This window comes from Kolteria novifilia (assembly GCA_007748055.1).
Lineage (GTDB): Bacteria > Planctomycetota > Planctomycetia > Kolteriales > Kolteriaceae > Kolteria > Kolteria novifilia.
On sequence record CP036279.1, the window covers coordinates 5,016,553 to 5,040,552 of the forward strand.

The 24,000-nt window shown below is 61.6% G+C and carries 16 protein-coding genes; 5 read left to right on the forward strand and 11 right to left on the reverse strand.

Annotated elements, in window-relative coordinates; translation table 11 throughout:
* Nucleotides 1-100: 100 nt before the first annotated feature.
* The 6 genes from Pan216_RS18480 to Pan216_RS18505 all read right to left on the reverse strand — a co-directional run bounded on the left by Pan216_RS18480 (nucleotide 101) and on the right by Pan216_RS18505 (nucleotide 9,434).
* Complete coding sequence (locus Pan216_RS18480; RefSeq protein WP_419192697.1) at nucleotides 101-1,519, reverse strand: TolC family protein; 1,419 nt, start codon at nucleotides 1,517-1,519, stop codon at nucleotides 101-103.
* 344 nt (nucleotides 1,520-1,863) lie between these two features.
* Complete coding sequence (locus Pan216_RS18485; RefSeq protein WP_145260150.1) at nucleotides 1,864-5,325, reverse strand: efflux RND transporter permease subunit; 3,462 nt, start codon at nucleotides 5,323-5,325, stop codon at nucleotides 1,864-1,866.
* A 70-nt stretch (nucleotides 5,326-5,395) separates the two neighbouring features.
* Entirely contained in the window at nucleotides 5,396-6,757 is a 1,362-nt protein-coding gene (locus tag Pan216_RS18490; RefSeq protein WP_145260152.1) for an efflux RND transporter periplasmic adaptor subunit, read from the reverse strand.
* Complete coding sequence (locus Pan216_RS18495) at nucleotides 6,754-8,175, reverse strand: efflux RND transporter periplasmic adaptor subunit (protein ID WP_419192698.1); 1,422 nt, start codon at nucleotides 8,173-8,175, stop codon at nucleotides 6,754-6,756. Before Pan216_RS18495 ends, Pan216_RS18490 begins: the two co-directional genes overlap by 4 nt.
* Nucleotides 8,176-8,617: 442 nt before the next feature.
* Nucleotides 8,618-8,989 (reverse strand): DUF4280 domain-containing protein, encoded by a 372-nt coding sequence (locus Pan216_RS18500; protein ID WP_145260156.1) that lies wholly within the window; start codon nucleotides 8,987-8,989, stop codon nucleotides 8,618-8,620.
* Nucleotides 8,990-9,068: 79 nt separating this feature from the next.
* Nucleotides 9,069-9,434, reverse strand: coding sequence for a DUF4280 domain-containing protein (locus Pan216_RS18505; protein WP_145260158.1), 366 nt, complete (start codon nucleotides 9,432-9,434; stop codon nucleotides 9,069-9,071).
* A gap of 292 nt (nucleotides 9,435-9,726) precedes the next feature.
* Between Pan216_RS18505 and Pan216_RS18510 the strand changes: the two genes are divergently transcribed.
* From Pan216_RS18510 to Pan216_RS18525, 4 genes are all read left to right on the forward strand, one after another.
* A complete protein-coding gene (locus Pan216_RS18510) occupies nucleotides 9,727-13,020 on the forward strand; it encodes a type VI secretion system Vgr family protein (protein ID WP_419192699.1) in 3,294 nt (1,097 codons plus the stop codon).
* A gap of 40 nt (nucleotides 13,021-13,060) precedes the next feature.
* A complete protein-coding gene (locus Pan216_RS18515; RefSeq protein ID WP_145260162.1) occupies nucleotides 13,061-13,675 on the forward strand; it encodes a DUF6931 family protein in 615 nt (204 codons plus the stop codon).
* A gap of 12 nt (nucleotides 13,676-13,687) precedes the next feature.
* Nucleotides 13,688-14,608, forward strand: a complete 921-nt coding sequence (locus tag Pan216_RS18520; RefSeq protein ID WP_145260163.1) for a hypothetical protein — start codon at nucleotides 13,688-13,690, stop codon at nucleotides 14,606-14,608.
* Nucleotides 14,609-14,695: 87 nt separating this feature from the next.
* Nucleotides 14,696-15,115, forward strand: a complete 420-nt coding sequence (locus tag Pan216_RS18525) for a DUF4345 family protein (RefSeq protein WP_419192700.1) — start codon at nucleotides 14,696-14,698, stop codon at nucleotides 15,113-15,115.
* A 23-nt stretch (nucleotides 15,116-15,138) separates the two neighbouring features.
* Here the strand turns inward: Pan216_RS18525 and Pan216_RS18530 are convergent, their stop codons facing one another.
* The gene (locus Pan216_RS18530; protein WP_145260167.1) at nucleotides 15,139-16,977 is read right to left on the reverse strand and encodes an AI-2E family transporter; all 1,839 of its coding nucleotides are present in this window, start codon (nucleotides 16,975-16,977) and stop codon (nucleotides 15,139-15,141) included.
* Between the two features lie 292 nt (nucleotides 16,978-17,269).
* Here Pan216_RS18530 and Pan216_RS18535 point away from each other — a divergent pair, with 292 nt between their 5' ends.
* Nucleotides 17,270-18,508, forward strand: a complete 1,239-nt coding sequence (locus Pan216_RS18535) for a multidrug effflux MFS transporter (RefSeq protein ID WP_419192701.1) — start codon at nucleotides 17,270-17,272, stop codon at nucleotides 18,506-18,508.
* Here Pan216_RS18535 and Pan216_RS18540 read toward each other — a convergent pair.
* The 4 genes from Pan216_RS18540 to Pan216_RS18555 all read right to left on the reverse strand — a co-directional run bounded on the left by Pan216_RS18540 (nucleotide 18,480) and on the right by Pan216_RS18555 (nucleotide 23,067).
* Nucleotides 18,480-18,722, reverse strand: coding sequence for a hypothetical protein (locus tag Pan216_RS18540; RefSeq protein ID WP_145260171.1), 243 nt, complete (start codon nucleotides 18,720-18,722; stop codon nucleotides 18,480-18,482). The genes Pan216_RS18535 and Pan216_RS18540 overlap by 29 nt on opposite strands.
* Nucleotides 18,723-19,764: 1,042 nt before the next feature.
* The gene (locus Pan216_RS18545; protein ID WP_145260173.1) at nucleotides 19,765-20,703 is read right to left on the reverse strand and encodes a sugar phosphate isomerase/epimerase family protein; all 939 of its coding nucleotides are present in this window, start codon (nucleotides 20,701-20,703) and stop codon (nucleotides 19,765-19,767) included.
* A complete protein-coding gene (locus tag Pan216_RS18550) occupies nucleotides 20,700-21,470 on the reverse strand; it encodes a phytanoyl-CoA dioxygenase family protein (protein ID WP_145260175.1) in 771 nt (256 codons plus the stop codon). Before Pan216_RS18550 ends, Pan216_RS18545 begins: the two co-directional genes overlap by 4 nt.
* Before the next feature lie 277 nt (nucleotides 21,471-21,747).
* Nucleotides 21,748-23,067 carry a Gfo/Idh/MocA family protein gene (locus Pan216_RS18555; protein ID WP_145260177.1) on the reverse strand — a complete coding sequence of 440 codons (1,320 nt, stop codon included), beginning with the start codon at nucleotides 23,065-23,067 and terminating at the stop codon, nucleotides 21,748-21,750.
* Nucleotides 23,068-24,000 lie beyond the last annotated feature (933 nt).

Consider the following 24,000-nt stretch of genomic DNA (forward strand, 5'->3'; position numbering starts at 1 on the left):
TCGTGCAGCGCCAAACGCTAGATCACGGGTTGTGAACCCATCATCAATTCTCACTGGCCGACCAGCAGCCAGTGTCACCCGAACATCAAGTCTTGAGTGGCTACTTGCTCGGCTTGGCCGTTGGATCTTCCGGGGCCGGAAGGGTCGCCGCCAAGATTTGCTCATCGGCGATCGTCCCACCCACCACACGTTCCAAGGTCGCGAGCGTTTGCCCCAGATTCGCCTTCAGACGGGCGAGTTGGACCCGAAATTCGAGCAGATCGGTCCAATTGTCGATGAGCTGCACGAAGACCACTTTGCCCACCCGATAGTCCGCCGCCGAGACCTCGAGCGTCTGCTTCGCCTCGGGGATGATCCGATTCTCGAAGATCGCGATTTGCTTCTCGAGGGCCCGAGCCTGAACGATTTGGCGCCGGACGCTCGCGAGGGTCGCGTCACGCGCCGAGTCGTAGGATCGGACACTCTGGGCGACGCGATGCCGAGCCTCACGAACGCCCGCGCTCAGCTTGCGATAGCGGACCGGCAGGTTCATCGCGACCACGATGCCGAGATTGTCGTCACCGTTGGCGAAAGGCGAGAGGGAACCATCCTCGGTGACATTGTTCCACGTCAGCCCGACATCGAAGTCGGGAAAGTAGTCGAGCTTGGCGCGTTCCACCGATTGGCGATCGCGGAAGATCGCCAGAAGCCGCTCGCGAAGCTCCGGCCGTTGGGCGATCGCCGCGTCGTAGAGCGCGTCGAGGTGCTTGGGAACGTTCGGCAGGAGGACACGATCGAGCGCCTCCATCGTCGAGTCAGGCGATAGCTCCAGGAGTTGGGAGATGTCCGCCTGGGCGATCCCGATGTTCTGTTCGAAGACGACGATCTCGTCTTGAAGCTGGCTTAGCTCGACTTGGGCCAGAAGCACATCCTGCTGACTTGTCTGTCCCGTGCGATAGCGAATCTCCGCGTAGTCGGTGATGTCCTTGAGCAGCTTCTCGCTTTCGCGGCTGATCGCGACTGCCTGCTGGTTGAAGTAGAGGTCGTAGTAAGAGAGCCGCACCCGTTCGATCACGCGCAGTTCCGTCGCGACGAGCGAGGCCAGCGCGATCCGGGCATCCTCGGTCGCGATGTCGCCGTCGAGTCGCAGCTTGCCCAGCCACGGAAGGCTCTGCGTCAGGGCGAGACTGTTGGCGACACGTCCGGTCAGCGTCTGGGGACTCAATTCCGAACCGGTGTAGGCGACACTGGAAAGGATCGGATCGTCAAGAGCGGTCACTTGGGGAACGACGTCGGAGAGTGCCAGCGCGGCGCTGCGGGCCGCCTGGATGTCGGGGTTGCGTTCGACCGCCATCCCCACGTAGAAGTCGACGGGATGAGGACCACCGACCTCGGGTCCGAGGTCGTACGACTCGTGACAGCAAGCCGTCGCCGGCGGGATGACCGCGGGCAGGCAACACGCGTCAAAGGGAGCCTGTCGGGCACACCCGCTTTCCAGGGCCGCGACAAACGATAGGCAAAGCGCCCACTTGATCTTCACGGTGAACCTCTCCCACGAGTGCATCGTCAATCCCCAGGTTCGGGAGTGCCACAGGCTGCTCGACAGCCAGTGAGAACCGACCGTGCTCGTCCCGACGTTGTGCAGACGCCCGACGACGATCTCTAGCGTGGCGGCAAACGCGAGGACGGCGCTCCGATGGAGCCCCGCGTTGATCACTGGCGGACAAGCAGCCAGTGGCACCCGTCTGGACGGAAGGGCAACACCACCAGAATTTTTGACGCTCTGAGTGTTGTCGACGCGAGCAAGTGGGTGAGTTTAAGCGAAATGCGGATGACGCCGAAAAACCGGAGTGTATCGAGTGTAGGAAAGATAGGAGGCGTCATCTACGCCTCTTCGGCTTCGCGCTGCTTGCGGATGATGCGGCGAACCTCGAACGACTTGTAGAGGAAGAAAATGACCGGGTAGACCATCAACTCCATGAGGAAGCTGGTCACGAGCCCACCGACCATCGGGGCCGCGAGCCGCTTCATCGCCTCGGACCCGACCTCCGTCCCGTACATGAGTGGCATCAAGCCGATAAACGCCGCGACCACCGTCATGGTCTCGGGACGGATTCGGCGCACCGCGCCTTCGTGAATGCACCGCTCGAGGTCCTTGAGGCTCTTGAACATCCCCCGCTCCCGATAGGTATCGAAAGAACGATCGAGATAGAGCAACATGAGCGAACCGGTTTCGGCGTCGAGTCCCGCCAACGCGATCATGCCGACCCAAACCGCAACGCTCATCTGAAACTCGAGGAAGTAGAGCAGCCAGAAGGCGCCGACGAGACTGAAGGGAATCGCCGCCAACACCGTCACGGTGCGGAAGATACTTCCATTGCTGATGTACAGAAGCATGAAAATGATCAGCAGCGTCACGGGGATGATCGTCACCATCCGCTGATTGGCTTCCTCGAGATTCTTGTACTCACCGGTCCAGATCAGCCGGTAGCCCGCCGGGAAGTCGGGCTGGTCGATAACGTTGCGCTGTACCAGGGCCTTGGCCTTCGCGACGAAGCCTCCCATGTCGCTGGACGTCATGTCGACGTAGATCCACGCCGTCGGCTCGGACTGCTCGCTGCGGACGACCGGTGGACCGGTCGTGTAGCGAATCTCGGCGAGTTCCTCGATCGGGATCTGGGCCCCGCTGGGAAGTGTCACGAGCGACGCCTTCAGCGCCGGCATGTTGTCGCGGAGCTCGCGCGGATAGCGAAGATTGACCGGGTAGCGTTCGAGCCCTTCGACCGTCGTCGTGATCGGCAGGCCCCCCATCGCGACCTGGATGATCTCCTGAATCTCCTGGATCGTGAGTCCATACCTCGCGGCGGCCTCGCGATCGATGAGGAAATCGAGGAAGTATCCTCCCTGCGTCTTCTCGGCGTAGACGCTCTTCACTTCAGGCAGCGTCCGAAGCTGCGAGGCAATCTTCTCGGCGACGTCGCCGATCACCCGCAGGTCGCTGCCAAGGACCTTGATGCCAACGGGCGTTTTGATCCCGGTCGCCAGCATCTCGACGCGAGCCTTGATCGGCATCGTCCAAGCATTGCTTAGGCCGGGAAGATTGGCGACGTCATTGAGACCTTGAATGCGCGCCCCACTGAGATCCTCCCAACCGTAGATCAGCTCCTTGACGGTGATCGGCCGTTCTTCCGGCCAGAAGTAGGCAAGCGGCGTCTTTAGCACGTCGGGAAGCCCCGAGAACCAACGATCGATGTAGCGTTTGCGCCACTTCGATTCATCCACTTCGAGTTCGAGCGTCGTGCCGATCATCGAGATCGGCGCGTTGTCGGTCGCGGTGTCGAAACGCCCGCCCTTGCCGAAGACCCAGGCGATCTCCGGAAACTGAGCAAAGAGTTTGTCGGTCTGCTGCAAATACTCCCGGAGCTTGTCGATCGAGATCGACGGGTCGGTCGTCGGCATGTAGAGGAGCGTTCCCTCGTTCAGCGGCGGCATGAACTCCGAGCCCAACTTCCGATAGGGGTAGACGATCGAAGCGACCATCAAGAGCGCCAACGCGACCGTCAGCCAGCGCCAACGCATGCAGAACCAAAAGACCGGCTCGTAGACCCGGATGAGGAATCGGTTGATCGGGTTGGTCTCTTCCTTCGGGATCCGGCCGCGAACCAGGTAGACCATCAGAATGGGCACGATAGTGATCGACAAGATCGCCGCGGAGGCCATCGCGAAAGTCTTCGTGTAGGCCAACGGACGGAAGAGTTTTCCCGACTCTCCCGGCAGGAAGAAGATCGGCAGAAAGGCGACCGCGATCACCAAGAGCGAGAAGAAGATCTGCGGCCCAACCTCCTTGGCCGCGAGCGCGATCGACTCGTCATGCGAAAGCCGGCCCGTGTCCTCTTCGAGGCGTTTGTGCGAGTTCTCGATCATGACGATCGCGGAGTCGACCATGACACCGATCGCGAGCGCCAATCCTCCCAGGCTCATGATGTTGGCGTCGACGCCGATGATCTGCATGATGAGCAGACTACCCAAGACTCCCATCGGCAGGACGAAGATCGCGACGACCGAACTGCGAAAGTGCAGGAGGAAGATCATGATGATGATCGCGACGACCGTCACTTCCTCGATCAGCTTTCGTTGAAGGGTCGCGACGGCGCGTTCGATGAGCGCGGAGCGATCGTAGGAGGTCTTGACGTCGACGCCTGGAGGTAGGCCGACGCGAAGCTGATCGAGCTTCTCCTTAACGCTCTGAATGACGGCGTAGGCGTTCTCTTGATAACGCATCAGCACGACCGCGGCGACGACTTGCCCCTTGCCGTTCCATTCGGCGATTCCGCGACGAAGGGCGGGGCCGATCTGGATGCGAGCGATGTCGCGTAGGAAGATCGGCGACCCGTCCTGCTGCGTTCCGATCGCGATCGCGCCGAGATCCGCGAGCACTTGTTGCGAGGTTCCCGGCGTGCTGCGACCGCCTCCGAGATAGCCGCGTCCCACCACGAAGTACTGACTCTCGGAGAACTCGACGACGCTCCCCCCTTCGTCCAGGTTCGACTCCTCGATCGCGGTGCGCACCTTCCGGAGCGAGAGATCGAACGCCAAGAGGCGATCGGGATCGATCTCGACTTGGTACTCCTTGACGTAGCCCCCCAGACTCGCGACTTGGGAGACGCCGGGCGTCGCCGAAAGCGGGTACCGCAAGTACCAATCTTGAACCGTGCGAAGCATACCCAGATCGGTCTTCGGGGCGACGAGTGGCTTACCCGTCAGCGGGCTCGCTCCCGGCTCGTCGAAGATCTTCACCAGCTCCAGCCGAGACCGAGCATCGACCGGCGCCTCGTTCGGCAAGGCGTACCACTTGTCCCCCTTGGGATCGTGGTACATCCCCCTGGGATGATCCTCGCAGTAGTAGCCACTGGTGACGACGTACTCGTAGACCCAGCCGTTGCCGGTCGCGTCGGGGCCCAGTCGGGGGCTCAGTCCCGGCGGGATCTGATCGGCGGCGAAGTTGAGGTACTCCAGCACTCGGCTCCGCGCCCAGTAGAGATCGGTTCCATCCTCGAAGTTGATCGTCACGAACGAACGCCCGAAGAACGAGCTGCCGCGCACCTCGCTCGCTTTGGGGACCGACAACATCGTCGTCGTGAGCGGATAAGTCACCTGATCCTCGACGACCTGAGGCGACTGACCTGGGTACTCGGTGAAGACGATGACCTGGACGTCACCGAGATTCGGAATGGCGTTGAGCCTGATGTGGAAGATCGAATAGATGCCCGCGGCGATCAGCGCGATGGTCGCCAGGATGACCATGATTCGATTGCGCAGTGAGTAGTCGATAATCGCAGTGATCAAAGCGGATCAACCCAGCATGGTTCGTGGAGCCACGAGACACGATCGCCGGCCGAGGACGTGGCTAGGTCCCTCACTCGGCGGAGTTCTTCTTCTCGGGCTCCTCGCCCTTCTGCTTCAACATCTGCTCGACCAGTTGCAAACTCGCCTGCCGCCGCCTCATCTCCGAGTTGAGGCCGAAGACGCCAGTGACGACGACTTGCTCCCCGGGTTTGACGCCACTGGTGATCTCGAGCCGTTGATCGTCCGTGTCCGCGCCCCAGGTGACGGTTCGGCCCTCGAACGACGTTGGGCCGACTCGCACGAACGCGGTGCCGAGCTTGACTTGTCCATCCGGGCCATCGCGCGTCTCGCCCGTCACCAGGACCGCATCACGCGGCACCAGCACGCGATCGTCGGACGGACGAGCCCCGAACGTCACGTCGGCATCCATTCCCGGCCGCAGGAGCAACTCGGGGTTGTCGAACTCCAAACGGACCTGGACCTGGCGGGTCGTCTCATCGATCTCGGGATAGATGTAGGTGACGGGCCCCTTCCAACTCCGGTTGGGATGGTACGCGAGCGTGAGCGTCGCCTCGTCGCCGACGCTCACCATCGAGAGCTGCGACTGATAGAGCGGGACGTAGACCCAAACCTTCGAGAGATCGGCGATGCGGTAGAGACGCTGGCCCATCGGAACGTAGCTACCCGCGAAGCTCGGCTTCTCGACAATCCAGCCATCGGCGGGCGACTCGAACGCGACGACCTTTTTCGGTTCACCGAGTTCGCGGATCGCCTCGATCTCCTTCTGGGGCACATCCCAGTACTCGAGCCGTTCTCCCGCGGGCAGCACGTCGCCGCTCGGCGACGCGGCGCCAAGCAGACTGTCGCCCCCCTGCTCTTGCTGCTTCTCCCCTAGGAGGAAGGCTTCCTGCGTCGAGACCAACTCCGGCGAGTAGAACGTGAAGAGCGTCTCCCCCTTGCTGACCCGTTGGCCCACGTAGTTGACCGCTTGCGACTCGATCCAACCGGAGATCTTGAGCGTCACGTCGGTGATCGTCGGCTCGGCGTAGGCGACGATTCCCGTCGAGCGAAGACTCTCCGTCGAGACGACCTTCTCGGCCTTCGCGAGTCGGAGCCCCAAGTTTTGGATCTGCGGCGCGCCGAGATGGACGCTGTTGCCCGACCCCATTTGATCGGCGTAGACCGGGACGAGCTTCATGCCCATGGGGCCCTTCCCAGGTGACAGTGACACGACACCGGGATTCATCGGCGAGGTCCAGTAGGCGACCTTCTTGCCCGAGGCATCCTCCGTCGCCGCCGCGGGCTCCTCGGAAAAGTCGGCGATCACCTTCGGGATGACGTAGAGACGGACCACGCTCCCCAGAGAGAGTCCAAGGATCGCGAGGATCGCCAAGCCGACGCCGCGCAGCGTCATCAGGACGACACGTTTCACTTCGCCGCCCCTTTCCGCATCGCCGGCATCGAGCCCGACTTTCCCCCCATCGTCCCTTTCGGATCGTTCGTCATTTCATCGAGTTCGCGCCAGAGGGGCGAGGGGACGAAGTTTCGGTTGACCGCGCGTAACCTGACCTCGGCGTCCAGTAGGTAGGTCGGATCGACGATGATCGCCTCCCCCTCGGAGAGCCCGCTTCGAACGACGACGCGCTCTTCGTCGAGCAAGGAACCGGTTTGGATCTCCCGGGGCTCGATCATTCCCCCTCCCGGAGAAACATAGGCGATCCTGCGGGTGCCGGTGTCAATGAACCCGTTGAGGGGAATCGAGAGTCCCTCTCCGAATCGGTCCGGAGCGAGGACGACGGTGACGAAGAGTCCAGGCTTGAGGACATTGTCCGGATTGGCGAACTCGAGCCGGACGCGGAGGGTGCGGCTGACGGGTTCGAGCTCCGGGTAGCGGTAGGTCACCTTTCCCTTCCACGTCCGGTCGGGAAAGGAAGGGGTCGCGAGCGTCGCTTCCTGGCCGACCTTCACGTGGTCGAGATCCTGGGCGCTGATGTAGATGTCGACCCAAACCGTCGACAGATCGGCGAAGCGATAGAGCCGCTCGCCCGCCTCGTGGTAGTCCCCTTCCTTGGTCGACTGGTCGAGGACGTAACCGTTCGTGGGGGAAACGAACGCGATCGCCTTTCGCGGCTTGCCCTCCTGGAGGATTGCGTCGATCTGGTCCTGGGTGATGTCCCAGTAGCGGAGCCGCTGTTTGGAGTTGCTCAAGTTCTGCTTCATCTGGGCGGCGACGACGTCGTCGACCCGCGTGTTCTCCCCGCCGGCGGCTTTGGCGCTGAGGAGCAGTTCTCGTTGCCCCGCGACCAGATCGGGAGAGTAGGCGCTGAAGAGCGGCTCGCCCTTTTTGACTTGCTGGCCCGTGTAGTCGACAGGGACTTGCTCGAGCCAAGCACCGACCTTCAAGCTGTACTCTTGGATAAGCGGCTCCGCGGGATGAATGGTCGCCGGAGCCTTGATCGTCCGTACCAGCGGTCCCTTGGTCACGGGTACCGTCCAGAAACTTCGCTCTTGCAGCACGGGATCGATGCGATGCGGTCCGGTGGGGCCGGGGATTCCCTTGTACACGGGAACGAGCGGCATCCCCATCGCATTCTTACCCGGCTTGTCCGAACGCTCTTGAGGATTCGATGGGGAAGTCCAGTAGAGAATCTCGCGATCCCGTGGCGCCGGCAAGAGGGCCTGGAGGCCCCCGACGATGGGGGAGCCGGCAAGGATGCCGATCACGATCGCCGCGAGAAAGACGATCCAGCCCAAACTCCGCGTGGCCGGACCATCCGTCCCGGATCGGGTGGCACTTTCTCCGGAGGTGTCGTCGGTCGTTCGCGGATCGGGTGCCGGATGACTTTCCATGCGGCCTGTTGTATCACGTCGTCCGCTTGGTGTCGTCACCCAGTCGCCGACAAATATCGCGCCGGGGGTGAAACCGTGGGAATCCGAGGCGAGGGACGGCCTCCGATCCGTGATGGTCGAGGCCAGGCCTTGGCACGCTAGAAAAAGTGAACAGCTAGCATCTCCATTGGCAAGCCCATCGCGTGAAAACATGCCCACGGCAAGCGTGATTCCAGCATGCCCACGGCAAGCGTGATTCCAGCATGCCCACGGCAAGCGTGATTCCAGCATGCCCACGGCAAGCGTGATTCCAGCATGCCCACGGCAAGCGTGATTCCAGCATGCCCACGGCAAGCGTGATTCCAGCATGCCCACGGCAAGCGTGATTCCAGCATGCCCACGGCAAGCGTGGGCATGGGCACCCGAGGGATCTTCTACAGTGGCGAGCCGATCAGTTGGTGCACTAGTCGCTGACGACGTTCTTGTTGTCCGGGTTCATCTTGACGGTGATCGTCCCCCCGATCGCGCACCTCAGCTTGTCCGACTCGAGCAGCGCGGGCTGGCCGTTGATGGCGTACATCTTCGAGCCCTTGCTCCACGTGCCGGCGGCAACCGGGACACAGGGTATCTTCGCGCCGTTGGCTTGCAGCGTCAGAATCTTGCAGGTCCCGAAGGAAGGCACGTTCGCGATCGGGATGCAGTCCATGATCGTCGCGACCGTCTTGTCGTTGATCGTCTCGACGTTCTGGCTGGTTACCTTCAGCGGCTTCTGCGTAGACTTTTCCTCTTGATTGCAGGCGCACTTGGCGCCCTCGACGACGATGGGCTTGCCCATGCGGATCTCCTTCGAAGTGAGGGAAAGCCCCTACGTCCGACGCGCCCAACAGCCCGATGTCGACGCGATCCCCTCGCGACTAGAAACTGGTCATGGTTTCGTTGGCCGGGTTCTCGATCACGCTGATCTCGCCTCCAACGCCGCACACCAACTTGTCGGTCTGGACCAGGATGGGAAGCTCATTGGCCGTCCACATCAGCGACCCCGGCATCCACGTACCCACCGGCGCCGGCACGCACGGTTGGGGAACGCCCGAGGCTGCCGCGGTCAATTCGTTGCACGTTCCGAAGGGAGTGATGTTCACGTCCGGAGCGCAATCGGCGATCGTGGCGACCGGCATCGCGTTGATGGTCTTGAACTCCTGGCTGGTCACTGTCAACGGAGTTGGTACGGTGCCCATCGTGCACGCGCACACGGCGGTTTCGACGACAATGGGTTCGCCCATCGTTGCGTTCCTCTCTCGTTTCCAGGCGGCGACGATGCTCCTGTCGTCGTCGCGACTCTTGTTTCTCGTGACTCGTTCCTCCGCGAACCAAGCTCGGAGATCGGTCGCGAATCACGTACAAGTCTACAGATAGTACGGATGTGAGACGACGCTTGAGAGTTGGCTTCGCGAACGAATGTCGTCCCCGTCGCCAACAACGGACCACCGTGGCGCTCGGCTTCACTCTGCTTCGGAACTTGGTTATCACAAGGAGAGCCCTGTCCCCGCACCCGGACCATCGGAAGCGATCACCATGAGAGACACCATTCTCGACCAGATCCAGCTGAGGTCGGCCCTCGCCCCCGACCTCCTTCGCGTTCGCGAGTTGCGGGCGAGCGAGGCCCTTTCCGAACTCTTCGCGATCGAACTCGACCTCGAAGCGGACCTGGAAGCCAAGATCCCCTTCGATCAGCTCCTCGCGAAACCGGTCTCGATCTCCCTCGAGTCCGACGTTAGCCAGGGGGCCGCTTCCAAGCCACCGCGGCACTTTCACGGAATCGTCTCGCGTTTCACGCAGCTCAACAGCGATTCGCGATGGTCCCATTACCGGATGCGGGTCTCTCCCTCGCTCTGGTTTCTCACCAAGCGAACCAACTGCCGCGTCTTCCAGCAGAAGTCCGTCGTCGAGATTCTTCAGGAGTTTCTGGACGACATCCCGACCCGCTTTGACTTGCAGCGGAACTATCACCAGCACAACTACTGCGTTCAGTACGGCGAAACCGACTTCGCCTTCATCAGCCGCTTGATGGAGGAAGAGGGGATCTTCTACTACTTCACGCACGAGGCCGATCGCCACCTCCTGCATATCGCCGACTCGTCGCCGACCAACCCCAGTGTGCCGTTTGACAAGAGGGTTCGGTTCGATGCCAACCGTGGCGGGGTTCGCGAGGATGAGCCCATCTTCTCGTGGCAAGTGACGCAAGAGGTCGCCTCCTCGCAGTATGAAGTCTGGGATCACAACTTCGAGTTGCCCAGCCACCACCTCGAGGCGAACGCGACACCGCCCGCGTCGGTCCTCGCGGGAAAGACGCCCCATCCCCTCCAAATGGGCTCGCAGCACCATCTGAGCGTCTTCGACTTCCCCGGCGCCTTCGGTCACCGCTTCGACGGCATCGGCCCGGAAGGGTCCGCGCAGTGGGACGATCTCCAGAAGGTCTTTCAGCAGAACCAGCAGACCGCCCAGATTCGGATGGAGGAACAGGTCGCCTCGAGCCTGCTCATCGAGGGCGCGAGCGTCTGTCGGCGACTCAACCCCGGTCTTCAGTTCGAACTGACTCACCATCAACGCGGGAACGGAACCTACTTGGTCAAACGCGTGCTGCACCGCATGCGGGTTCCCGACTTCGCCTCCGGTGACGACTCGAGCATCGCCTACGAGAACACGTTCGAATGCTTGCCGCACAACCTCCCTTTCCGGGCGCCTCGTCAAACACCGAGACCGCGAATCTCCGGCACCCAGTCCGCGACCGTCGTCGGCCCCAAGGGGGAAGAGATCTTCACGGACCGCTATGGACGCATCAAAGTCCAGTTCCGTTGGGATCGCTACGGCCAGTCCGACGAGCGAAGCTCGTGCTGGGTCCGCGTCGGGTACAACTGGGCGGGCGGACGGTTCGGTCAAGTCCACATTCCGCGCATCGGCCAGGAAGTCCTCATCGCCTTCCTCGAAGGGGATCCGGACGCTCCCATCGTCGTGGGCAACGTCTACAACGCCGACCAGATGCCCCCCTTCGACCTTCCCGAGGACAAGAACGTCAGCGGCATCAAGACCCGCTCGCGATCCGGTTCCCAGAACGACTTTCACGGACTCGCGTTCGACGACACCCAGGGGCATGAGCTCATCCAGTTTCGCTCGCAGCGTGACATGATCACCGAGGTGAGGCACAATCACTCGCTCACCGTCCCCAACCAACAGATCACGAGACTTGGCGGTTACTCCAAGCACATCGTTGGCGGCGGTGGATTGTCCTCTCCCCCGTCGTCCAGCGACTCGAGCGATGGTTCCGGCGACGGGAGCGGCGTCGTCTCCGATTGGCCCCGACTGCGTGATCAGTCGGTCGCCGCGGTCCTGCTCCAGAACGTCATCGGCGGGCTCTACGACGGTATCATCGGCATCCACGAGGAAGGGGTCACCGGCCGCCACAACGAGATCTGGCTCGATCCGGTGCAACTGATGCTCAGTTGCTCGCCCTCGGCCAATCCGCTCAAGCTCAGCATCGGCGGTCTGCTCGGGCACTCCGAGTGGAACATGGGGGGCGAGTGCAACATCACCTACGGAACCAAGGTCGAAATCCACCGCGGCCCGTTGTTCGAGTTCCATCCCGACAACAAGTTCGGCATGAGTTCCGACTGGAAGGTGATCCTGATCGCGATGAGTTCGCTAGTCGCGGCGGGGAGTATGCTGGCGCTGTCGATCCTGCCGACCATCGACCAGCACGACCTGCCCTGGTCGAGCGAGGATGAGAAGACCATCTGCTACGCGTTGTGGCTCGCCAAGATCCTCGGACAATGGCTGACGACGCTTGTCGAGGCGACCTTCTGCGAGCTCAATAACGATTTTGAGATCCTCGAGGGGATCGAACGACGGCTTGATGGCCTGGGGGACGTCATCAACTATTGTGCGAGCCACATTCAAGTCGCCGCGGCGGTCACCGCCGCGACCGGTCCCATCAGCAGCACGCTCAACACCATCGAATCGGATGTCAGGCAACTCGACATCATTCAGGGTGCGTGCGTCAACGGACTGGCTCGTTTGGCGGACATCGCCACCCACGGGCAGCGTATCGAGGAGGGCAACTACAGCATGAGCACCTCCAACGGCAACATCTATCTCAGCGCCAGCAACTCCGCTTGGCCACAACTACCGATGATGCCGATCTTCGTCCTCGGCGACGAGCCGGAGATCCCGGTGATCGACGAAGTTCCCGAGGTCGACGTCGACGCGGACCTGACCGGCACCGGGAACATCGAACTCGAAGCCGGGTCCAACTCCGCGAATGGCACGATTTCGCTCACCGCGGGCGCCTCGCTCAACTTCCGAACCAGCATGGCCAACATGTACCTCGGAGCGAGCGTTCCCCTCGTGCTCGACGATGTCGTCGACGAGGACCCTTCGCCGATCGGAGCGTTCACCGTCCAAGTCGATTCCGCGGACGGAAGCGTCACCTTTGGAGCGGGGGAAGGCGCCTCGATGTCCTTGGACTCGAGTCCCGCCGGGGGAGCGTTCTCACTGACGACCGCGAGCATTCTCGACGACGAAGTGGGCGTGATCACGATCAGCCCGCTATCGTACAAGTGCCAGGTCGGCTCGTTCCCCTGTTCGGTCATGACGATGAACCCACTCGCAACCTCGTTGGGGTTCGCCGCCGATGGGCTCACACCGCCGATCTCGGGCATCACCATCTCCGAGCCGACGGTCTTGTTGCGAGCGGGAGAGAATACCATCGCGATCACGGAGGCGGGGATCGTCTTGACGGTGGGAGGCACCGCCGTCACGCTGTCCGCGGCGAGCCTCACGAACTTGTCGCCGCTGATCAACGGACTCGAGTAGGCGGCGATCACGACGATTTGGAACAACGAACGGGAACCCCATGAGCACCGACGTGTCGAACTCTCTCGATGGTCCCTCCGCGGTCACGGAACTTGGCGACCTCCGCGACGAGCCATCGTTGACGATCACCGCGAAGCCTATCCTCGAACGGTGTCCCGATGCCGACGTGTTGCTCGAGGAACTCGTCGCCAACAATCTCATCGGTGACGCGATTCGGGCGCTGGCGATGCTGCTTCCCGTTCGCCAAGCCGTCTGGTGGGCGGTCCTCTGCTGTTGGGAAAGCGTGGAGAGAAAGCCGACCGAAGCGGAGCATCGACTGTTCGCGGCGGCGTTCCATTGGCTAAGGACTCCCGGCGAGGGCGCTCGACAAGAGGTCGGCCTGTCGCTCGCCGATCTCTCGCGTGAGGCGGCGTGTCATCGCTGTGGTCGGGCGATCGCCATGGCGGGCTCGGCCAAAGGACCGGACCAACCGATCGTTCCCCGAGACGGCAAGCGAGCCGCGACGCTCTGCGCCGCCACGGTCTTTCTCGCATTCGCCACGGCCCAAGCCAAGAATCGCCATGTCGTCCTTCGGCAGTTTCTCGATGTCGGACTCGACGTTCGCGACGGAAAGCTTTCGTGGGAACTCCCGGAATCACCATCGACTACCGAATAGGATCCATGATCCATGACCGCGTTCGATCCCCAGCAACTCAAGAAGATGCTCGACAATCCGCAGTCCGTCTCGGAATTCATCAAGGATCCCAAGGCCGCGGTGCAACAACTGCTCGACAACCTCGAGCATGTTTCACGGGCCTATGGCGTGATGCAGGAGAAGATCACCGACGCGGCCACCAAGGCGAAGGTCGATGCCTGCGCGGCCCAGATCGCCGAAGCACGCGAGAAGCTACCGGGGCTGACGCGTCAGTTCTTCGAGTACCAGGACTCCAAGAACAAGGAGAAGTCGCAACGAGTCGACAGCCTCAAGCAGCGTCTCGAGGAAGCTCACGCTCGCGCGGATGAGCTGAAGCGGAAGATCAAGGAACCCCTTCCCGAGCAGAAGCGGGCCGAGACTCCCAGTCTACCGCGCCTCGGGGAACCGCTTCGGACGAGCTTTCTCGAGTATTTTGGCCCCCACCCGATCATCAAAGGGTTTCGCGCCTCGATGAGCGGCAACGCCTCGTTCGCCGATTGGGCGTGGTCGGCGGTCACTCCGGGACTGGCGTCCGGTGAGCCGAAACCGGAAGAGCCAGTAGATCCCCCGGATCAAACGACCACCGCGCCAAACGACAGTGGCTTCACTCGCATGGAGAGCTGGCTCACCGATTCGGCGTTCGGCCCGAGCAACTTCGATGACGTCGTCGCGGCCCAGGACAAAGGCGTCGCCAGCGATAGCTCCCTGTGGAATTCCGTCGTCGTTTCCTCCCTGTCGAGCGTGACTCCCCTTCCCTCGAACGCCGGGGACACGAACGACTCAGCAACCTTCAAGGGAAAGGGCTCCCCCTCCAGCGACGAACGCGACGATGAGCAGGAGGGAAGGAAACGCTTCGAGAGCTGGATCCAAGAGACACTTCCCGACGAGGACGACGACGCTTCTTCGTCTTCGTGACGCGGATGTGAGTGCAAGCGTCCGCGTCGCGATTGACGGCTCTCCTAGAGTGGCATGACCGATGACCATCCCTGGAGAGACCACGTCATGCCCTCGCCGACCTCGGACTGGCTCGCTTGGATCGTCCTTCTCATCGCGGCCCTCTCGTTTGTCGTCCTTGGCGTCTTGGGCCTTTGGCGACCCGAACACCTCCTCGAACCGTTCGACTTGCCTGCGCGAACGACCACCGCACGCCAAGAGATTCGGGCGATGTACGGCGGGCTGATGTTCTCGTTCGCGGCGATCATCTTCTGGGGAATGGGGTCGTCCCACGCACGCTTGTTCGCGCTTGTCCTGCTGGCGGTGTCGCTGTTGGGACTCCTTCTCGGGCGCGGCATCAACCTCGCGCTCGAAGGTCGACCGAGTTCCCTCGCGATCGGGATCGCCCTCTTCGAGTTCGTGATGCTCGCGTTGAGCGGCCTGGCTCTCTTTCTTCTCGAGCGTCCTTCCACCGGCTCACCCGGATGACCGGTCGCCCCACCATGGCGCGATCACTCGTCGGTTGCCGTCGGCTCGAGCCCGGCCCCGTCGGTGATCCCGGGAATCGACCGCCGCAGCACCACCACGTCGATCACGAAGACCGTCACCGGCGTCGCGAGCAAAATCCCCCAGACCCCGAACAGAAAGCCGCCGATCGTCAACACCGAAACACTCGTCACCGGATGAAGGTGCAAGAGGTTCCCCACGATTCTGGGATTGAGAAAACACCCCTCGAAGAACTGCACCGCCGCGATCGCGATGAACGCCTCGGCGCCCAGTAGGAGCGAGCCGTCTGTTTGCAGCGTCGCCGACAACGTGACCGGGATGCTCGCCAACAAGATCCCGACCACCGGGATCAGACTGCACACGAAGATCAGCGACACGAGAAAGAAGAGATTGCTCACCCCCAACAGCCAAAGGGTGACAAGCGACAAGAGTGAGTTGGCCAGCGCCACCAGCGCCTGCACCTCGAACGTCCGCCCGAGCAGACGACAGAAGATCGACAGCGCCGGAGCGTACTCGCGGTAGAAGTCGCGCAGCGAGCTGTCGGAGAGACAGCGGACACTCTTCACGAGGTTCTTCCAATCGAGGGTCACGAAGAAGGCGAGCATGATCGCGGTCAACAGTTCGATCGGAAGGACGACCGCCGCCTGCAGCGCCTCTTGCGACCACCCACCGAGACTCCCCAACAGCTTCGACCCATCGAGGCGGAGGTAGCGCTGAATCGAGATTGCCAACGGGTTGCTCTTCCACCACTGCTGCGCCAAGCGGCTCTCGGTCTCCTGGCGAAAATCGGCTTCGATCAGCGGCCGGGCGTCGGGACTGTCGGCGATCGTCTCCTGGAAGGTCTTCTGAAACGCCGCCCGTCCCTTCCCATAGGCTTCCTCGAGTTTCTCGAAGTCGGCGAACGAGTAGGGAAACTCCCTCGGGTTCTGACGACGCTCGGCCTCGTAGACGGTTTCGAAGTCCTTGCGATACGCGGGCGACGACCGTAGCGCTCGCATTCGCCTCGAAATCGTCTGTTGCTCCCATTCCTGCTTCCAGCGCGCGAGTTGGTCCGGCTTCGACTTGATCTCCTGGGCGATCGCCTCTTCGATCTGGGCGTCGCGCGTCGTCGGGCTAACCCGGGGAGAAGAGGATCGTTCGGGATGCTTGTCGCTCCAGCGAGCGAGGTAGTCGTCGCGCTTCGCCGCCAAGAGCTTGGGCGCGACCGTGTTGGCGAGCCACTGATCGAACGAGGCGGAGCTCTTCCCGCCGGAAGCCATCTCCGTCCTTAGCGACTTGAGCGTCGCGTCGTGATAGGTGGTTTCGAAGTCCGCCTGCACCGCCGAGAGCTGACTGCCGAAGGAACGATAAGCGCCGAGCCCGAGTTGATCATCCTTCTGGAACTCGGCAAGCGCCTCCTCGTAGCGTTTCTCCCCAGGCTTTCCGTAGTGCTCCCAGAAACTGAGCGACCCAACCGTGTTGCTCAGCAAGCTATCAAATGCCTGCTCGGGACGAAGCTGCTGCATCCGAATGAGCAACGTCTGTCCCTGTTGATAGAGCTTCGGCCCCAGCAGACTGCCGATCATGAACAGGACCAGCGTGATGATCGCGAACGCGGCGAGCGTCAGCAGCCGATCGATCCAGACGCCATGAACGTCGCGTGGCAAGCGTCCCTGCATCGCCTCGACGAGCCGCCGGACAAAGTAGCTGAGCAGCACCGTCATGAAGATCAACAGGATCAAGCTGCGCAGCACATACAGCGCCGCGAAGAAGGGAGCCCACAAGAGGATCTTGTCCCAGGGAATGCGCCTCACCAGCGCCGTATTGCTCGGTGCTTGTTCGCTCGTGGCGCCGACATCCACCATGTCGCTTCGTCTCCTCTTGCTCACCTGGCACGAATGCAACGCGCGCTCCAATGATCCTCGCGGGTCATCGAATTCAGCACCGGCTGTTGCTCCAACGTCAGGCTGTTCTACGATGAACGCGACGGTGCGTCGTGGGCCAGATCAGCAATGGCGGTGATGGCGACCTTCACCAAGTACCAGGCTCCCCGGTCGGGGCGCCATCCACCGCTCTCGCGTGGGCATGCTTGAAACACGCACGCTCGGGCATGCCGGGAACAGCGGCCGCGAACGTCTCTTGCCGAGGAGCAACAACGTGACCTCTTCGCCCACCTCGGTCGCGACTCGTGCCGCGGTTCCCTCGCTGTTGATTCTCGCGTACATGTCCGCCGTCGGTCCTTTCGGTGACACCGAATACACCCCCTCCCTACCAAGAATCGCTCGCGAGCTTCACGTCACCTACGGCACCGCCCAGTTGACGATGAGTTCCTACCTACTCGGCTACGCTCTTAGCCAACTGCTCTACGGCCCCTTTTCGGACCGGTTCGGACGTAAGCCGATCATGCTTTTCGGAGCCGTCATGTTTCTGATCGGCTCGATCATTTGCGCGATGAGCCCGACGATTCGCATGCTGATCGGGGGCCGCTTCGTCCAATCGATTGGAGCCTGCGCGGGAGGAGTCATCGTCAATGCCGCGGTGCGCGACGCCTTCGCGCCGGCCGAGCGGGCGCGCATGCTGATGAAGGTCGATGTCGTCTTCGCTTTGGCCCCCGGGCTCGGACCGGTCGCGGGAGCGTTCATCGACAACTACTTCGGGTGGCAAGCGAACTTCATGTTGCTCGCGCTCATGGGGGCGATCCTCCTATTGGCGACGGCCCTTTTCTTTCCGGAGACCAACCACAACAAGAACATGTCCGCGATTACGCCCAGTCGCATCGCGGGCAATTACCTGATCGTGATCGAGAACGGCCGCTTTCTCTACCACGGCACCCTCCTGGGCATCGCCGTCGCGGTGATGTACTGCTGCCTGGTCGAGGCCCCCTCCCTCGTCATGGACACCTTGGGACTCCCGTCGAGTTGGTTCGCCGTCGTCGCCGCGACGCTCGTGGTGTCGTTCATGGTGGGGACGCTTGCGTGCGGTCTTCTCGAACGAAGGCTTCGCGTCGAGTCACGCATCCTGATCGGCTATTTGATCATGATGGCGGGCACGATCTGGATGGTGGTGGTGGCGTTTGGTGGGTTCGTCACTTTCTGGCACATGATGGTGCCGATCATGGTGGTCTTCACCGGAATCGCGTTCGTCCTTCCCTTGGCCGCGGCTCAAGCGATGGCGCCCTTTCGCGATGTCGCCGGTTCGGCCTCGGCGATGCTGGGATTCCTGGAGATGGGGATCCCTTCCCTGGGCACCTTTGGCGTGAGCGTGCTCAACGAGTCGCCCGCCAAGGACATGGCGGTCTCGTTTCTCGTCCTCTGCGGAGTCGCCCTGATCTTGATCGCGTTCGGCTCGTTGCTCGAGGCCCGAGGCGTCACGCTTGAATCAGCTCCCGAGGAGTAGTGGACTCGATCGCCGGTCCCGGTTCCACCATGCACGACATCTCCGACAACTCGCGATGGTTGAGTTCCACAAAGTACAAGCAGTTCGCCGGCTGAAACAGCTCCGCACTCTCCTGAAGCGGACACTGGCCCGCGTCCTCCATCATGCCGTGACAACAGTTCCCAGTCGGGTTGAGGGGACACTGGGGACGGATCAATGGAAGACAACGGGGCATGGCTGCATCTCCTGGTCAGACAGAATGTGGGTGAGCTACGCGACCGAGTGACGCTCGAAGACTTGGCCGCAACTCAGTCTATCCCTCTACCCGCCAACGAGGAGCACCGAATACTTGATTCCGACCATTTAACACAAAATGGATCCCATGAGCTAATTCGTGCTGCACATCTTGACTTCACTACATCGTCCCAAGAACCAGGACACTTCGGTCGACGATACCACCTCCCCTACCTTCAGACAGAAGGCAAGGTCGTCGCACATGCGGCAATCGGCGAAAGGGATCATCCCTGACTCGTCGACCCACGAGCGATCACGCGCCCACTTGCTTTGGTCGAACAACCTTCTGGGTTGTCACTTCGAAGATGGGGGACAAAGGGATGAGATGTCCGGCGACATGGGAGGGGAATGGTAACCTAGGCTTCGTCTCAAAAGTTGATCGTTGGTCCGAGGCTCAGCGAGTTGGTGCGGGACGAGGAGGGCGAAGCAGGCGAATCCACTGGATTCGTCGATGCAGCCCGACAAAGTCCCGCGCCGACGCAGCCAGCCGAAGCCAGAGCCGACTTTTGAGACGGAGCCTAGTCTACTCGGTCGCCGGCGGCCTCTCGTCCCGAGCGGATCTGTCGAATGGGAGCCAGTCCTCAGGTTTCACGAGGTACGTGCACTCAATCGGGTGAACCACTTCATCATCATCCTGACACGGGCACTGGCCGGATTCGTCCATCATGGCGTGACAACAGAAACCGTCCGGATGGTAAGGACACTTGGGACGGGTTAAAGGAAGGCGACGGAGCATGGTCGCAACTCCTTGGGAAGTGAACGCGGGGCGTTCCGCGTGGCAGAGGAGAACTAGTCATCCCGCACCAATGGTAGTCTACTCCCGCCTTTCGTGAGGAAAAGCAAGAATCGCCCGCTCTCATCGAATCCACATGAAACGGACCTCAAAGCCCCAATTCCGTTATCCCACGAGCCACGACTCCACCCATACATGAACCCACTCTACTTCTTTTGCGCGAACCCTCCCCCTCCCCTCCAAATGACCATCACGACTTCCTCAGGCATGCGTCGAGGTAGTCACGCGAGCGGTTGATCTCCGCGGTGATGGCGGAGGCCGACTCGAGGATCGGCACCCCGCGCGGAACCGGGTGCATGAAGATCTCCGTGTATCCCCCGTAGTCGATCGCTCGCAACGCTTCGAGGATCGGCTTGAAGTCGAGCGGTCCCCGGCCAGGCATCTGCAACAGTTCACGTTCCTTGGGTAACTTCTTCTTCGACCCCATCCCATGCTGTTGGGCGTAGAAGAACTTCACCGCCGGCCCCGACTCCCTCACGAGATTCGCGATCAGCTCGCTCTCCTGCGAGAGATGGTGGGGGGCGAACGCGATGCCAAGCGCCGGCGACGAAACCATCTCGGCGAACCAACGAATCGAATCGGGCGACTCGATGAGACTGTTCGCGTGGTTCTCGACCGCGATGGTGCAGCCCCGCTCTTCCGCTTCCGCCACGTGCGGCTTCAACTGATCGACGAAGGCGCGCACCGCCCGCTTGAGTTCGCCACCCTCGAGCCCGCGCGGTCCGCGAGCTCCACAGACCAACACGACGTTTTCGCCGAGTGACGACGCGAACCGCATCTCCTTCCGCAACCCCAGCGGCCCCAAGCGATAGCAAGCGATCCCGCCGAGCCGGACCTCGTGCGCCTCGAGCATCTTCCGAAACTGCTCGACTCCGAGCGTGTCGACTTCCTCGCGCTGGGTGCCATGAACTCTCGGCCACAGATCGATGGCGTCGGCACCGGTCTTGTGAACTTCGGGAAGTATCGCTGACAGCGGCATGTCGCCGTACATTGCCGAGGCGAGGATGTAGCGGAGCCGGAACGTCGCGTTGGGCCGATCGGCGTCCCCCAACGCCGTCGAGGCCATCCCGACGGCTCCCGCGAGGGCACCTTGGCAAAAGGCGCGTCGAGTCGTCGTTGGCGTGGTCATCGTGGGACTCCTTTGGTGGTGAGCGAAGTGGTGGGTCGGCCCTCTTCCAGGAATGGGACCGCCAGGTGCATCGGCTCCTCGGCCCCGGGTCTGAGAATCGGCTCGGGCGAGTACTGCGTCACGTAGGCCCGGCGTGGCTTGTCGGTGGCGTTGGGGCCGCTGCGATGAAACACCAGCGAGCTGAAGACGATGAGGCTTCCCTCCGGCACGATCGCGGGCACGCCTTGTTCCTTGCCAAAGTAGCCAACCTTGTCCCCGGTCTGGGGATCGCGAACGTGCTCGACCAACGACCGGATTCCAACCGTCGAGTAGGGAAGTACATACGCGGTCCCGTTGTCGACGGTCATTTCATCCACCGCCGCCCAGACCGTGACGTAGGGTCGGTGCGGAAACCCAAGATAGCCTCCGTCCTGGTGCCACGAGAACGCGATGCCCCGCTCGGCCATCTTGACGACGTACTGATCGTAGAAGAGAAACGCGCGATCCCCGATCGTCGCCCGGCACACCTCGGCCATCAGTTCGGAGAAGACATAGTCCGCCAGCCGCGGGGCGCGGTCGTACTTCTTGGCGATATGGTAGCGTTTGCCCCGATGGCTGATGTGGAGGTGGTCCGTCCCCAGCCGATCCATCTCCTCGTGCATCGCGTCGATGAGGTAGTCACACGCCTCCCGCAGGATGGTGAGCATCTCCTCCGAAATGACCGATTCGAGGATGAAGTAACCCTCGTCGCGGTACTGTTGTCGCTGCTGTTCGGAAATCATCATCATGTCTCCGTCGCTCCGCTCGCATCGAGATGCCGAGCAATTGAAAGCCCCCCCGGCATCAAGATGTGGCTGGGTGCCATGCTCACGCTTGCGTGGGCATGCCAAAAGAACTCACGCTTGCGTGGGCATGCCAAAAGAACTCACGCTTGCGTGGGCATGCCAAAAGAACTCACGCTTGCGTGGGCATGCTGACAGGACTCACGCTTCTAGGGTGCCCCTGGCTGCTGGTCAGCCAGTGCATCTGTCGACCCGGTGGATAGGCCGAGCCGCACACAGCACGTCAACCGATCTCGAAACCCTTGCGCTGCTCGCGCGAGAGCATCGCGTTGGCCTGACTGTCGTCGACAAATCGCTCGTTCTCGGGATCCCAGTCGAGCGGACGGCCGAGCTTCATCGCGATGTTCGCCAAGTGGCAACTGCTCACGCTGCGGTGCTGGCTGACAACGTCGGAAATGGGCTGCTGGCGACTGCGAATCGAGTCGAAGAAGTTGCGCATGTGGTTCTCGATCGACTCGAGCTTGCCGATCTTCGGCTGGAACGAAAGATCGTGGGAGTAGAGCTTGTAATTCTCCCTCGGGATCGGGTCTACTTCGAGTAGCTCGGCGGGGTTGCTCTTGATGCTGCCGCGGGTGACGAAAAGTTCGCCGCGCTCCCCGATGAAGCGAACGCCGATCGTTCCCTTGCTCCGGATCTCCATCGTGACGTCGTTGGGAAAGGTGAGCAGGGCGCTGTAGTTCGTCGGGACGTTGTAGCCATTCTCGACGTTCGGGTAGGTCGCCTTGGCCTCAATGCGTTTGGGTCCCGACCGATCGGCCCCGATGCCCCATTGGGCGATATCGATGTGGTGGGCACCCCAATCGGTCATCCTTCCGCCTGAGTACTCCTCCCACCAGCGAAAGGTGTAGTGACCGCGCTGCTCGCAGTAGGGGACTTCCGGGGCCTGTCCCAGCCAGAGATCCCAGTTGATGTGTTCCGGCTTGGGGACATTGGCGAACGGGCCGCCGGTGGGATTGTCGCTGATGGTAACGATGACCTTTTCCAGTTTGCCGAGTCGGCCGGCTCGGACCATTTCGACCGCTTGGCGAAAGCGGACATCGCTGCGCTGCCAGGTTCCGACTTGGACGACGCGTCCGGTCTCCTCGACGGCTTTGGTGAGATGCTTGCCCTCGTCGATCGTCAACGTCAGCGGCTTCTCGCAGTAGACGTCCTTCCCGGCGCGGCACGCGTCGATGACCATCTTCGTGTGCCAGTGGTCGGGAGTCCCGATCAGCACGACGTCGATGTCGTCCCGATCGAGCAGATCGCGGTAGTCCTCATAAATTTTGGCCCGGCTGCCGAAACAGGCCCGCGCCTGTTCCCGAACATGGCGATCGACATCGCACAGCGCGACCAAGTCGCCGTAGGGAAGGGCCTTCTCCGAGATGACCGAGCCTTGATAGCGCAGGCCAATCGACCCGATGCGGGCGCGTTCATTGGCCCCCTTCGCGGCTCCGTCGGCGGAAGCCGCATCGGAACTCGAACTGAAGACGGTGGGAAGGAGCCCCGCCGAAACGAGACCCGTTCCGGTTCGCCCGAGAAAGTCGCGACGTTTGAGATTCATGATCGATTCCTTTGGAGAGGGAGAAAGCCCGGCTCCCCACAGCCGGCTCAACGAACGTGGAGCGGCAAAAGGCATCCACGCGTCGATCATGACGATAAGGTCCAAACCGGTCCGTTCGCATGCCGCTTTTGCGTAACGCCGTGCTGACTTTGCGGCACCACAAGGACCCAAAACGGCGCGAATCGGGGCCAGATTTGACGAAAACGGTCCCAGATCGGTCGAGAAAGCGACCAAAAGCGCGCGGAAAATCAGCGAGTCTGGGTCAAAGAGTGCTCGTCCAGAGTTGGAATTAGGACCAGGTTATCGCCGCGTCGAGGTCGCTACGTCGACCATGGCGACCACAACCGTCCAACGCGAGATCGAAACACGGGGAACCCGAAAGTGATTCGTTTGAGCCAACAGCTTGAAAGGAATGGGGATGACGCGCATCACGTGGACCATTCCGGTCTCAGTGGAAAAATGACCGCCAAACACCCTCATATGAAATGACTTACGACAACACCAACAAAACTGGTCTTGTTGAAGCGGTGGCAAACAGTTACAGCCATTGTCTAACGATTAACCAAACTCTAACAATTATCGCAGCGGGGAGGAGATGACTTTTCGAGGAGTCTTTGTACCCGTGCCTCAAAGATGAGCACACACCGTCTGTATCCAAGCTTCCACACGCTATTTCCGGATCCCGGAAGAAAAGACTCATTCGACTCAAGTAGGAATGACGATCCCTACGCTGAGCCATTCTTGAATCTTCGCTGAACCAACCATGCGGCAGGGTTGGCCGGCGTCGTCAAGCGTCCCGTGTGATCAACTGGTAGCCCTCGGTCCAATCTCGCTTCCGTCACGAGTGCGTGGACTGACCAAATGCAGAACTCAAGGAAGAAATGGCCCCTCACCCATTCACTCTTCGCGCCATCCGTTCGCGCAAGCCGCGCT